Annotated in this window: 12 protein-coding genes; 6 read left to right on the plus strand and 6 right to left on the minus strand. The window is 62.5% G+C overall.

Going from position 1 to position 12,409, the window contains the following annotated elements:
• The first annotated feature begins 7 nt into the window (after window positions 1–7).
• Genes ACEN93_RS15820 through ACEN93_RS15830 form a run of 3 tightly spaced genes read left to right on the plus strand, consistent with a single transcriptional unit; the run spans window position 8 to window position 2,336 of the window.
• Window positions 8–733, plus strand: coding sequence for a DUF484 family protein (locus ACEN93_RS15820; protein ID WP_007951894.1), 726 nt, complete (start codon window positions 8–10; stop codon window positions 731–733).
• 2 nt (window positions 734–735) lie between these two features.
• Complete coding sequence (gene xerC / locus ACEN93_RS15825) at window positions 736–1,635, plus strand: tyrosine recombinase XerC (protein WP_495610250.1); 900 nt, start codon at window positions 736–738, stop codon at window positions 1,633–1,635.
• Window positions 1,632–2,336 carry an HAD family hydrolase gene (locus ACEN93_RS15830; RefSeq protein ID WP_085667349.1) on the plus strand — a complete coding sequence of 235 codons (705 nt, stop codon included), beginning with the start codon at window positions 1,632–1,634 and terminating at the stop codon, window positions 2,334–2,336. Before xerC ends, ACEN93_RS15830 begins: the two co-directional genes overlap by 4 nt.
• Before the next feature lie 65 nt (window positions 2,337–2,401).
• Here ACEN93_RS15830 and sutA read toward each other — a convergent pair whose 3' ends face one another.
• The 4 genes from sutA to glnK all read right to left on the minus strand — a co-directional run bounded on the left by sutA (window position 2,402) and on the right by glnK (window position 5,185).
• A complete protein-coding gene (gene sutA / locus ACEN93_RS15835; protein ID WP_039765264.1) occupies window positions 2,402–2,728 on the minus strand; it encodes a dormancy-specific transcriptional regulator SutA in 327 nt (108 codons plus the stop codon).
• 102 nt (window positions 2,729–2,830) lie between these two features.
• The gene (locus ACEN93_RS15840; protein WP_039765261.1) at window positions 2,831–3,256 is read right to left on the minus strand and encodes a secondary thiamine-phosphate synthase enzyme YjbQ; all 426 of its coding nucleotides are present in this window, start codon (window positions 3,254–3,256) and stop codon (window positions 2,831–2,833) included.
• 215 nt (window positions 3,257–3,471) lie between these two features.
• The gene (locus ACEN93_RS15845) at window positions 3,472–4,809 is read right to left on the minus strand and encodes an ammonium transporter (protein WP_007951904.1); all 1,338 of its coding nucleotides are present in this window, start codon (window positions 4,807–4,809) and stop codon (window positions 3,472–3,474) included.
• 37 nt (window positions 4,810–4,846) lie between these two features.
• Window positions 4,847–5,185: a P-II family nitrogen regulator gene (gene glnK, locus ACEN93_RS15850; RefSeq protein ID WP_002555808.1), complete on the minus strand. Its 339-nt coding sequence runs from the start codon at window positions 5,183–5,185 to the stop codon at window positions 4,847–4,849.
• Between the two features lie 398 nt (window positions 5,186–5,583).
• On the opposite strand from glnK, the gene ACEN93_RS15855 reads away from it, so the two are divergent.
• Complete coding sequence (locus tag ACEN93_RS15855; protein WP_011336527.1) at window positions 5,584–5,844, plus strand: accessory factor UbiK family protein; 261 nt, start codon at window positions 5,584–5,586, stop codon at window positions 5,842–5,844.
• A gap of 306 nt (window positions 5,845–6,150) precedes the next feature.
• A complete protein-coding gene (locus tag ACEN93_RS15860; RefSeq protein ID WP_074690007.1) occupies window positions 6,151–7,644 on the plus strand; it encodes a YifB family Mg chelatase-like AAA ATPase in 1,494 nt (497 codons plus the stop codon).
• 105 nt (window positions 7,645–7,749) lie between these two features.
• Here ACEN93_RS15860 and ACEN93_RS15865 read toward each other — a convergent pair whose 3' ends face one another.
• Together ACEN93_RS15865 and ACEN93_RS15870 are read right to left on the minus strand one after the other, a co-directional pair.
• Window positions 7,750–9,726: a methyl-accepting chemotaxis protein gene (locus ACEN93_RS15865; RefSeq protein WP_039765249.1), complete on the minus strand. Its 1,977-nt coding sequence runs from the start codon at window positions 9,724–9,726 to the stop codon at window positions 7,750–7,752.
• A gap of 180 nt (window positions 9,727–9,906) precedes the next feature.
• A complete protein-coding gene (locus ACEN93_RS15870) occupies window positions 9,907–10,827 on the minus strand; it encodes a LysR substrate-binding domain-containing protein (protein ID WP_039765247.1) in 921 nt (306 codons plus the stop codon).
• Window positions 10,828–10,985: 158 nt separating this feature from the next.
• Between ACEN93_RS15870 and ACEN93_RS15875 the strand changes: the two genes are divergently transcribed.
• Window positions 10,986–12,380, plus strand: coding sequence for a NorM family multidrug efflux MATE transporter (locus ACEN93_RS15875; RefSeq protein ID WP_074690005.1), 1,395 nt, complete (start codon window positions 10,986–10,988; stop codon window positions 12,378–12,380).
• The last annotated feature ends 29 nt before the right edge of the window (window positions 12,381–12,409 follow it).

A 12,409-nucleotide genomic window follows, 5' to 3' on the forward strand; every position in this document is an offset into this window, starting at 1 on the left:
AGAAGCCATGACCGATAAGCCTCAGGTACCCGCCCGACAGTCCGGTGAATCAGCGTCCGAGAGCCTGGAGGCGGCAGCAGTTGCCGCGTACCTGGAGGCTCATCCGGACTTCTTCGTCGAGCATGAAGAACTGCTGCCGTCCCTGCGTATCCCCCATCAGCGCGGCGATACCGTCTCGCTGGTCGAGCGCCAGATGGCCATCCTGCGCGACCGCAACATCGAGATGCGTCACCGCCTCTCGCACTTGATGGACGTCGCCCGGGACAACGATCGCCTGTTCGACAAGACCCGTCGCCTGATCCTCGCGCTGATGGACGCTGCCACCCTGGAAGATGTGGTGATCAGCGTCGAAGACAGCCTGCGTCAGGATTTCCAGGTGCCCTTCGTCAGCCTGATCCTGCTCGGAGACAACCCGGCCCCGGTCGGCCGCTGGGTGACCCACGCCGACGCGCAGACCGCCATCGGCGGCCTGCTCACCGAAGGCAAGAGCGTCAGCGGCAGCCTGCGCGAACATGAACTCGACTTCCTGTTCGGCGAAGAGCAACGCAAGCAGATCGGCTCCACCGCCGTGGTCGCCGTCAGCCACCAGGGCATCCACGGAATCCTGGCCATCGCCAGCCGTGATCCGCAGCACTACAAGAGCTCGGTCGGCACGCTGTTCCTCAGCTACATCGCCGAAGTCATGGGTCGCGTGCTGCCACGGGTCAACAGCTCCCTGCGCTCGGTACGCTGAGCATGGAACGACAACTGGACGCTTACTGCGAACACCTGCGCAGTGAGCGGCAGGTGTCGCCACACACGCTGTCGGCCTACCGCCGCGACCTCGACAAAGTCCTCGGCTGGTGCATCAAACAGAACATCGGCAGCTGGCAGGCGCTCGACATCCAGCGCCTGCGCAGCCTGATCGCCCGCCTGCATGCCCAGGGCCAGTCCTCGCGCAGTCTGGCGCGCCTGCTCTCGGCCGTGCGCGGGCTCTATCACTATCTGAATCGCGAAGGCCTCTGCGACCACGATCCGGCCACCGGCCTGGCACCGCCCAAAGGCGAACGCCGCCTGCCGAAAACCCTCGACACGGACCGCGCCCTGCAACTGCTTGAAGGTGCGGTCGAGGACGATTTTCTCGCGCGGCGCGATCAGGCGATTCTGGAGCTGTTCTATTCTTCCGGCCTGCGCCTGTCGGAGCTGACCGGGCTCAATCTCGATCAGCTCGATCTGGCCGACGGCATGGTTCAGGTACTCGGCAAGGGCAGCAAGACGCGCCTGTTGCCGATCGGCAAAAAAGCCCGGGAAGCACTGGAGCAATGGCTGCCGTTGCGGGCGCTGACCAATCCGGCGGACGACGCGGTATTCGTCAGCCAGCAGGGCCGACGCCTCGGCCCGCGCGCGATTCAGGTGCGGGTCAAACTGGCCGGCGAGCGCGAACTGGGTCAGAACCTGCACCCGCACATGCTGCGGCACTCCTTCGCCAGCCATTTGCTCGAGTCCTCTCAGGATCTGCGCGCGGTGCAGGAATTGCTCGGCCACTCGGACATCAAGACCACCCAGATCTATACCCACCTGGACTTCCAGCACCTGGCGGCGGTCTACGACAGCGCCCACCCACGGGCCAAACGCATGAAAGGCGACGATTCATGAGCATCCAGTTGATCACCTTCGATCTCGACGACACCCTGTGGGACACCGCCCCTGTGATCGTCAGCGCCGAAGCGGTTTTGCGCGAATGGCTGAGCGAACATGCGCCAAATCTGGGCGCGGTACCGGTGGAGCATCTGTGGTCGATCCGCGAACGGGTGCTGGCCAACGAGCCGGGACTCAAGCACCGCATCAGCGCGCTGCGCCGGCGGGTGCTGTTCCATGCGCTGGAGGAAGCCGGATACGCCCACAGCGAAGCGTCGGATCTGGCGGACAAGAGTTTTGAAGTGTTTCTGCATGCGCGGCATCAGATCGAGGTGTTCCCGGAAGTCGAGCCGATTCTGGAAACCCTCGCCAAACACTACGCCCTCGGGGTGGTCACCAATGGCAACGCCGATGTCCGTCGTCTCGGACTGGCGGACTACTTCAAGTTTGCGCTGTGCGCCGAAGACATCGGCATCGCCAAGCCGGATGCGCGCCTGTTCCATGAAGCGTTGCAGCGCGGTGGCGTGAGCGCCGAAGCCGCCGTGCATATCGGCGATCACCCGGGGGACGACATCGCCGGGGCGCAGCAGGCCGGTCTGCGAGCGATCTGGTTCAACCCCGCCGGCAAGGTCTGGGAAGCGGAGCGCCTGCCGGATGCCGAGATTCGCAGCCTGAACGATCTGCCCGCGGTGCTCGCCCGCTGGAACAGCCGCGGCTGATTTTCTTTCGCCCATGAAAAAGCCCGCAGCGACGGCGGGCTTTTTCAGCAAGCAAGCGCCACGCCTCAGATAGGGCGGCTGCCGTACTTGTTGTCCGGCTTCTTGGGCGGATCGGCGACCACGTTGGCCTCCACTTCCTGCACCTTGCCGCCGCGCGCAAGGAACTCTTCCATGGCCTTGGCCAGGGCATCGCGCTCCTTGTTCTTGGCTTCGATGCTCGGCAACTCGTCGACCGACACCGCCGCCTTGGCCTTGCCTTTGGCAGCCGGGACCGGCGTATCGTCACCGCCATCGTCTTCAGCAGCGTCTTCCGCTGCTGCTTCCAGACCGTCTTCGGCCTCGTCTTCGTCGCCTACTTCGAGGTCGTCGTTTTCCAGATCATCGTCGCTCATGTTCTACCTCATGACTTGCGAAAAGCAGATTAGTTATAGACCAGCTTTGGCGACTGTCGAAAGTCGCCGGAAAAAAATCAGTAACCATTGGTGACCAACGGTTTATGCCCCTTCACCGTGCAAGGTGGCGAGGACTTTACGGGCACCGCCATGATCACGGTGCTCGCCCAGGTAAACGCCTTGCCAGGTGCCCAGTGCCAGTCGACCCGCCGTTACCGGCAAACTGATCTGACAGCCCAGCACGCTGGCCTTGAAGTGCGCCGGGAGGTCGTCCAGGCCTTCGTCGTTATGCTCATAGCCGTCTGTTCCTTGTGGGATCAGACGATTGAAAAATCGTTCGAAGTCGCGACGTACCGCCGGATCGGCGTTCTCGTTGATGGTCAACGACGCCGAGGTATGCTGCAGCCACAAATGCAACAGACCGACCCGGCATGCCTTGAGTTCAGGCAGACCGGCGAGCAACTCGTCCGTCACCAGATGAAAGCCCCGGGGCCGTGCCCGCAGGGTTATCAGAGTCTGTTGCCACATACAGTTCTCCGCACGTTCGGGGCGCATTCTAGCGCGCTCTGGAAAAAAACAAAGGCCCTAATATTCCTTCAATGATGTAAGCCTTTGGCCGCAGAAAAACCCTCGTCGTAAACACGACCAAAGCAGTACGAAAAATCCTTTCAGCTGTATCAGGGAAGACAAATTCCAGATAAAAAAATGCCCGGCAAGCCGGGCAAGTTTTTTGCGGCGCGTGCTTACAGGTTGTAGCCGCGCTCGTTGTGTTGTGCCAGATCCAGGCCGACCGATTCTTCTTCCTCGGTCACGCGCAGACCCATCACGGCATCCAGCACCTTGAGGATGATGAAAGTGACGATGGCGGTGTAGATCACGGTGAAGCCGACGCCTTTGCACTGAATCCAGACTTGTGCGGCGATGTCGGTGACGGTGCCGAAGCCACCCAGCGACGGTGCAGCGAACACACCGGTCAGGATCGCGCCGAGGATACCGCCGATACCGTGCACTCCGAAGGCGTCCAGGGAGTCGTCATAACCGAGTTTGCGTTTCAGGGTGGTGGCGCAGAAGAAGCACACCACGCCTGCTGCCAGACCGATCACCAGTGCGCCCATCGGGCCCACGGTGCCAGCGGCCGGAGTGATCGCGACCAGACCTGCAACGACGCCGGATGCGATACCCAGTGCGCTTGGTTTGCCGTGAGTGATCCACTCGGCGAACATCCAGCCCAATGCAGCAGCGGCGGTCGCGATCTGGGTCACCAGCATCGCCATGCCGGCAGTGCCGTTGGCGGCCGCAGCGGAGCCGGCGTTGAAGCCGAACCAGCCGACCCACAGCATCGCCGCGCCCATCAGGGTGTAACCCAGATTGTGTGGCGCCATCGGGGTGGTCGGGAAACCTTTGCGTTTACCCAGTACCAGGCAGGCAATCAGACCGGCCACACCGGCGTTGATGTGTACCACGGTGCCGCCGGCGAAGTCGAGCACGCCCCAGTCCCACATCAGGCCGCCGTTGCCGGACCAGACCATGTGCGCGATCGGTGCGTAGACAAGGGTGAACCAGATGCCCATGAAGATCAGCATCGCGGAGAACTTCATCCGCTCGGCGAACGCACCGACGATCAGCGCCGGAGTGATGATCGCGAAGGTCATCTGGAAGGTGATGAAGACCGCCTCGGGGAACAGCGCCGCCGGGCCGGTCAGGCTCGCTGGGGTGACGCCGGCCAGGAACGCCTTGCCGAAACCGCCCACGAACGAATTGAAGTTGACGACGCCCTGCTCCATGCCGGTGGTGTCGAACGCGATGCTGTAGCCATAAATGACCCACAGGACGCTGATCAGACCGGTAATGGCGAAGCACTGCATCATCACGGAAAGAATGTTTTTCGACCGGACCATGCCGCCGTAGAACAGCGCGAGGCCGGGAATGGTCATGAACAGCACGAGGGCTGTGGAAGTAAGCATCCAGGCAGTGTCGCCGGAATTCAGGACTGGGGCTGCCACTTCGTCTGCCGCCATGGCCAGGCCGGGCATTACGATAGACAACAGGGCTCCTAGCCCTGCGAATTTACGCAGAGTCATATTGTTTTCTCCTGGGGCGTTGGGTTTGTGGCGGCGTTTAGATCGCGTCGGTATCGGTTTCGCCGGTACGGATGCGGATCGCCTGTTCCAGATTGACCACGAAGATCTTGCCGTCACCGATCTTGCCGGTGTTGGCAGCCTTGGTTATCGCCTCGATAACCCGATCCAGATCCTTGTCGTCGATGGCAACGTCGATTTTCACCTTGGGCAGAAAATCGACCACATACTCCGCGCCGCGATACAGCTCGGTGTGCCCCTTCTGCCGACCGAAGCCTTTGACTTCAGTAACGGTAATGCCCTGCACGCCGATTTCGGACAGCGACTCGCGCACGTCGTCCAACTTGAACGGCTTGATGATGGCAGTGACTAGCTTCATGAAACTCTCTCCCGAATTGGTGGACTTGCCCCAGGAAAACAAACCCGACTCAAGTCTAAGCGCAGTGCCTGGCTTTGTAACGCTTCGTTGTCGACGCCAGCTAACCGCTCCAGACGAAACTCCCCGCTCCGTCTGCCGCACTGCATTCGTCACAGCGACTGCATCAGTGCATGGGTCGAAGGTGACTAAGCAGAAAGCTTGCCATCTCGCCAAAAACCACTGATTTCAATCCCTTGGCCGCTGCCGCAGATGCCATCACCCAAATGGCACTCGGGATACGCACAACAACGGTGCGCGGCCGTGCATCCTGTTGCGCGAAAAGCGTGCATCCGTGCCTGCGCCAATGACTATAGACACTGCGTGATACACTGCCGGCCATTGTTTCCAGGACATATCCCATGCTCGCGCCCAAAGACTTCCTCGACGCCCTGAGCGGCACCGCCTCCCGCCTGTTCAGCGGCGACACGCCCTTGCCAAAAGCCGAAATCGAAAGCCAGTTCAAGATGCTGCTGCAAAGTGCCTTCAGCAAACTGGACCTGGTGAGCCGCGAAGAGTTTGACAGTCAGATGGTGGTGCTGGCGCGCACTCGCGCCCGGCTCGAGAGCCTTGAGGCGAAGGTGGCGGAGCTGGAAGCGAAGCTGACGCCGCCGGCTGAGTGAGTCCTCATCCCAGCCCGCAACTGGTTGGCGGAATTTCGTTGATGCTTGTGCCAGCGATCAAACCTGCATAACCTGAGCAAACGTGAGTGTGTCCACTAAGGACGCGCAGGCCTTGGCCTCACCGAAGCCTGCAACTGAAAACCGTCTCCTCAAGGCGGTTTTTTTTCGCCTCGAGATATGTGCGGCTGTCGACCGCAACATCCAGTGAAGGTTTGCCCAGGCAACCGTCCCTCCAACACTCCCCTCCCCGACTACCCTTCAAAAACCCGCAGGAAGCGGCCCCCCGATTCAACTCAAGGAACGACCATGTCCCTCGCCATCGTCCATAGCCGCGCCCAGATTGGCGTGGATGCCCCCGCCGTCACCGTCGAAGTTCACCTGGCCAACGGCCTGCCCTCGCTGACCATGGTCGGCTTGCCCGAGGCGGCGGTAAAAGAGAGCAAGGACCGGGTGCGCAGTGCGATCATCAATTCCGGGCTGCAGTTTCCGGCGCGGCGGATCACTCTGAATCTGGCACCGGCGGATCTGCCCAAGGATGGCGGGCGGTTCGATCTGGCGATTGCGCTGGGGATTCTGTCGGCGAGTGTGCAGGTGCCGACGTTGACGCTGGATGATGTGGAGTGCCTTGGCGAACTGGCGTTATCCGGCGCCGTGCGGGCGGTGCGCGGGGTGTTGCCGGCGGCACTGGCAGCGCGCAAGGCCGGGCGGACGCTGGTGGTGCCGCGGGCGAATGCCGAAGAGGCGTGTCTGGCGTCGGGACTGAGGGTGATTGCGGTGGATCATCTGCTGGAGGCTGTGGCGCATTTCAACGGGCATACGCCAGTCGAGCCTTATGTCTCGGACGGGCTGATCCATGCTGCCAAACCCTATCCCGACCTGAATGAAGTCCAGGGCCAACTGGCGGCCAAACGGGCGCTGCTGATTGCCGCCGCCGGTGCCCACAACCTGCTGCTCAGCGGGCCACCGGGGACGGGCAAGACATTGCTGGCCAGTCGTTTGCCAGGGCTGCTGCCACCGCTGACCGAGAGTGAAGCGCTGGAAGTGGCGGCGATTCAATCCGTCGCCAGCGGCGCGCCGCTGACTCACTGGCCGCAACGCCCGTTCCGCCAACCGCATCACTCGGCCTCCGGGCCGGCGCTGGTCGGAGGCAGCTCAAAGCCGCAACCCGGCGAAATTACCCTCGCCCACCACGGTGTGCTGTTTCTCGATGAGCTGCCCGAGTTTGATCGCAAGGTGCTGGAGGTGCTGCGCGAACCGCTGGAATCCGGCTGCATCGTGATCGCAAGGGCCAAGGAACGGGTGCGGTTTCCCGCGAGATTCCAATTGGTGGCGGCGATGAATCCCTGCCCCTGTGGATATCTCGGCGAACCGAGCGGCAAATGCTCATGCACACCGGACATGGTGCAGCGCTATCGCAACAAACTGTCGGGGCCGTTGCTGGACCGGATCGATTTGCACCTGACAGTAGCGCGGGAGGCGACAGCGCTGAACCCTGCGGTAAAACCGGGAGAGGACAGCGCCAGCGCGGCCACGCGGGTCGCTGAGGCCCGCGAGCGTCAGCAAAAACGCCAGGGTTGCGCCAATGCGTTTCTCGATTTGCCGGGGCTGAAGAAGCACTGCAAGTTATCCACAGCCGATGAAACCTGGCTGGAGAACGCGTGCGAAAGATTGACCTTGTCGCTGCGCTCGGCGCACCGGCTGCTCAAGGTCGCGCGGACGCTGGCGGATCTCGAAAAGTGCGCAGATATCAGTCGCGAGCATCTGGCCGAAGCGTTGCAGTATCGGCCGGCGACTCAGTAAGTGCTGAGTTTGGGGTGGCCCCAATCGCGAGCAGGCTCGCTCCCACAAGTCCAACATAGATCCTGTGGGAGCGAGCCTGCTCGCGATCGCTATTTCAGAGACGCCTCAACGGAAGCGGTCGACCTCTTGGCGCAGGTCGGCTGCCAGGCCTTCCAGTTCCTTGGCGGTGATGGCCAGGTTCGACACCACTTCGCGCTGCTCGCTGTTGGCCATCGCGATGCTCTGCAAGTTGCTGCTGAGCAAAGTCGCGGTGCTGCTCTGCTCCTGAGTCGCGGTGGTGATCGCGGCAAACTGCTCACCCGCCGAGCGACTTTGCTCGTCAATGCGCGCCAGCGCCGAAGCGACGTTGGCGTTGCGCGACAGCCCTTCCTGCATCAGCAGATTGCCCTGCTCCATGTTGCTGATGGCGTTGCCGGTTTCCTGCTGAATGCTGTGAATCATGCTGGAAATTTCATCCGTCGCCTGACGGGTACGCGAGGCCAGGCTGCGCACCTCGTCGGCCACCACGGCAAAGCCGCGACCTTGTTCACCGGCACGGGCGGCTTCGATGGCGGCGTTGAGTGCCAGCAGGTTGGTCTGTTCGGCAATCGAGGTGATCACGCTGACGATGCCGCCGATTTCCTGGGAACGCTGACCGAGCGTGTTGATCACGGTCGCGGTGGTGTTCAGTGCGCCGGCAATCTGCTCCAGCGAGGAAGACGCTTCCTCCATCGACGTGCGACCGATCTGCGTCTGCTGCGCGTTTTCCTGGGCAAGGCGCTGGGTGTTGCCCATGTTGTCGGCAATGTTCAGCGAAGTGGCGGAGAACTCTTCAACTGCACCGGCCATGCTGGTGATTTCGCCAGACTGTTGCTCCATGCCTTCATAGGCGCCGCCGGACAGACCGGACAGCGCCTGAGCCCGACGGTTGACCTCTTCGGAGGCGCGGCGGATGTGCTCGACCATGGTCGACAGGGCCTGGCTCATCTGGTTGAACGCGCGAGCCAGCTGACCGATCTCGTCGTTGCTCGACACGCTCAGGCGCACGCTCAGATCACCGGCACCCAGGGCTTCGGCCTGACGCACCAGATCGCCCAGCGGCGCCAGCTTGCTGCGCAGCAACCAGACCACGGAGCCGACCGCCAGCAGCATCGCCAGCAGACTGCCGATGGCCAGCTGGGTGCCGACGCTCCAGGTCACCGCGCGGATCTCGGCCTTCGGCATGCTCGCCACCACCGACCATGGCCCACCCTCGAACGGCACGGCGATGCTGTAGAAATCTTCGGACTTGTCGCTCCAGAACCGGCCTTTACCCGGCGCTTTCGCCAGATCGTTGATTACAGGAATCGCTTGATCCAGCGCCTGCACACCGGCCGGTGCCACCAGCCACTGGTTCTTCTCGTCCAGCAGCGCCAGCGAGCCCGTCTGGCCGATACGGAAGCGCTTGAGATTGGCGAACTGGGCGTTCTGCGCGTCGGTGTAATCGAAGCCGACGAACAACACCGCGATTACCTTGCCGCTGCTGTCACGCACCGGGGTGTACTGAGTCATGTAGGAACGATCGAACAGCAAGGCGCGGCCGACGTAACCCTGCCCCGCCATCAACTTCGCATAGGCCGGGTGAGCGTGGTCGAGCACGGTGCCGATGGCGCGGGTGCCGTCCTGTTTGCTCAGGGAGGTGCTGACGCGAATGAAGTCTTCGCCGCTGCGCACGAACAGCGTGGCAACGCCCGCCGTCATCTGCTTGAACTCGTCGACTTCCTTGAAGTTGTTGTTCAACACTTCGCTGCCCAGGTGCAGGCCCGGCGTCTGGGTGCCGGCCACGGTCACCGGCTCGCTCGGATGAATGCTCAGGCCGGCGCTGAAGCGCTTCTCGAACAACCCGCTCAGGCGCTGGGTGCTTTCGCGCAGCGTGCCGTGGAAGGTGCTCAATTGGTCGGCGAGCAGACGCGCCTCACTGGCGAGGTGCTCCTCACGTGTGGCGAGGTTGGCGGTATCCAGCGAACGCAAAGCAAAGACTGTACTGCCGCTGATGACAATCGCCAGTATCACGGCGAGCGCGAGGCCCAGCTGCGAGGCGATCCGAGCGCGAGGTTGAGACATGGACAGCTCCTGGCCGAACTTCCGATCCTCCTTGATCGCAGCTCGGATAATTTTCTAATGGGGGTGAATCGTGGTAACCGGCACGACGGTTCCACATGCACGTATTCGGCGGTAAAACCGAATACTTGAGCGAACAGCAGGGTTATGGCGAAAGGCCGGCATTGTGCAGGCTCGAACGATTCAGCTCAAGCGCGTGACCGCCGGCAGCGTCATGGCGCGGACTTCGCCTTGCAGGAAGTCGCTGAGGCGGCGCAAACGTTCACCTCCGGGGCGGGTCTTTGGCCATACCAGGTAATAATTCAGTCCGCTGGCGACCGCCGTCGGCCAGGGCAGGCTCAAGCGCCCTTGCGCGACATCCTCGGCCACCATCAGCAGATCGCCCATGGACACCCCATAGCCCCTGGCTGCCGCGATCATGCCCAGCTCCAGGGTGTCGAACACCTGCCCGCCCTTGAGCGACACCTGTTCCGACAGTCCCATGTGTTCCAGCCAACTGCGCCAGTCCCGGCGATCCGGCGTCGGGTGCAGCAGCTCGGCGCTGGCCAGCCGCGCCACGTCCCACGGCTGATCGTTGAGCAGATTTGGCGCGCCAACCGGAATCAGCTCCTCCGGAAACAGCAGGCTGGCTTCCCAGTCCGGCGGGAAATGTCCGTCACTCAGCAGCACCGCGCAATCGAAGGGCTCGTTGTTGAAGTCCACCGAGTCCACGTCCATCCACGCGCTGGTCAGTTGCACTTCGTTGCCTGGCTGCAAATGCCTGAAACGACTGAGCCGCGCCAGCAACCAGCGCATGGTCAGGGTCGACGGGGCTTTCATGCGCAGGATGTCATCTTCGGCGCGCAAGGTATTGCAGGCCCGCTCCAACGCGGCAAAGCCATCACGGATGCCCGGCAGCAGCAGGCGCGCAGACTCGGTCAGTTGCAGGTTGCGCCCGCTGCGGTGAAACAAGCGGCAGGCGAAATGCTCTTCGAGCGTGCGGATGTGCCGGCTCACCGCACTTTGAGTGATCGACAACTCTTCGGCTGCCCGGGTGAACGAACTGTGGCGGGCCGCCGCTTCGAATGCGCGCAGGGCATACAAGGGTGGAAGACGACGGGACATGCACAGCGCTCCTATGGCGGGATTGCGCCAACTTAGCAGAATCACGGCAGGATGAGTTTTAATCATGCCATCCATCCTTTTTATCCCTTTGTGCAACCTGCGCCAAACCCTGAGAATCGACAGTCTCTTGCTCCCTCTTTTATAAGGATGTGAACGCCATGCAGCGTCCTGTGCGTACCGAACTCTGGGCCATCCTGCGGCTGGCGGGGCCGTTGATCGCCTCGCAGTTGGCGCACATGCTGATGGTGCTGACCGACACCCTGATGATGGCGCGCCTCAGTCCCGAAGCGCTGGCCGGTGGCGGTCTGGGCGCGGCGAGCTATTCGTTCGTGTCGATCTTCTGCATCGGCGTGATCGCGGCGGTCGGCACTCTGGTGGCGATTCGTCAGGGCGCCGGCGACATCATCGGCGCCGCCCGCCTGACCCAGGCCGGATTGTGGCTGGCGTGGCTGATGGCGCTCGGTGCCGGGCTGCTGTTGTGGAATCTGAAACCGGTGCTCTTGCTATTCGGCCAGACCGAGACCAACGTCAACGCCGCCGGGCAATTTCTGATCGCCCTGCCGTTCGCCCTGCCCGGCTACCTGAGCTTCATGGCCTTGCGCGGATTCACCAGCGCCATCGGCCGGGCAACGCCGGTGATGGTCATCAGCCTCGCCGGTACGGTGGCCAACTTCCTGCTCAACTACGCGCTGATCACCGGCCTGTTCGGCCTGCCGAAACTGGGGCTGACCGGTATCGGTCTGGTCACGGCGATCGTTGCCAACTGCATGGCGCTGGCACTGGCCTGGCACATTCGCCGGCATCCGGCCTATGACGCCTACCCGCTTCGCGAAGGTCTGTCGCGGCCAAATCGGCAGTATTTGAAAGAACTCTGGCGCCTGGGCCTGCCTATCGGCGGCACCTACGCGGTGGAAGTCGGGCTGTTCGCCTTCGCGGCGCTGTGCATGGGCACCATGGGCAGCACGCAACTGGCGGCGCATCAGATCGCCCTGCAAATCGTCTCGGTGGCATTCATGGTTCCTGCGGGGATGTCGTATGCGATCACCATGCGCGTCGGCCAGCATTACGGCGCCGGGCAATTGAACGATGCGCGGATGTCGGGACGGGTCGGCATCGTCTTCGGTGCAGTGGTGATGCTGGGGTTTGCGATGGTGTTCTGGTTGCTGCCGAATCAGTTGGTCGGTTTGTTCCTCGACCATAACGACCCGGCGTTTGCCGAAGTGATTCGTCTGGCCGTGAGCCTGCTGGCCGTGGCGGCGTGGTTCGAGCTGTTCGACGGCACGCAGACGATTGCCATGGGCTGCATCCGCGGGCTCAAGGATGCCAAGACCACATTCCTGGTCGGGCTCGTTTGCTACTGGCTGATCGGTGCGCCGGCGGCGTGGCTGATGGCGTTCCATCTGCACTGGGGGCCGACCGGCGTCTGGTGGGGTCTGGCGCTGGGGCTGGCCTGCGCGGCGGTGAGCCTGACGCTGGCGTTCGAATGGAAGATGAAGCGGATGATTCGGCTCGAGCCGCAATCTCAAGGCTTCAAGATCGCTCAGCCGGAATGAGTTTCCCTGTGGAAGCAAGCTCGCTCCCA

The sequence above is a fragment of the Pseudomonas sp. Pseusp21 genome, from assembly GCF_059492145.1.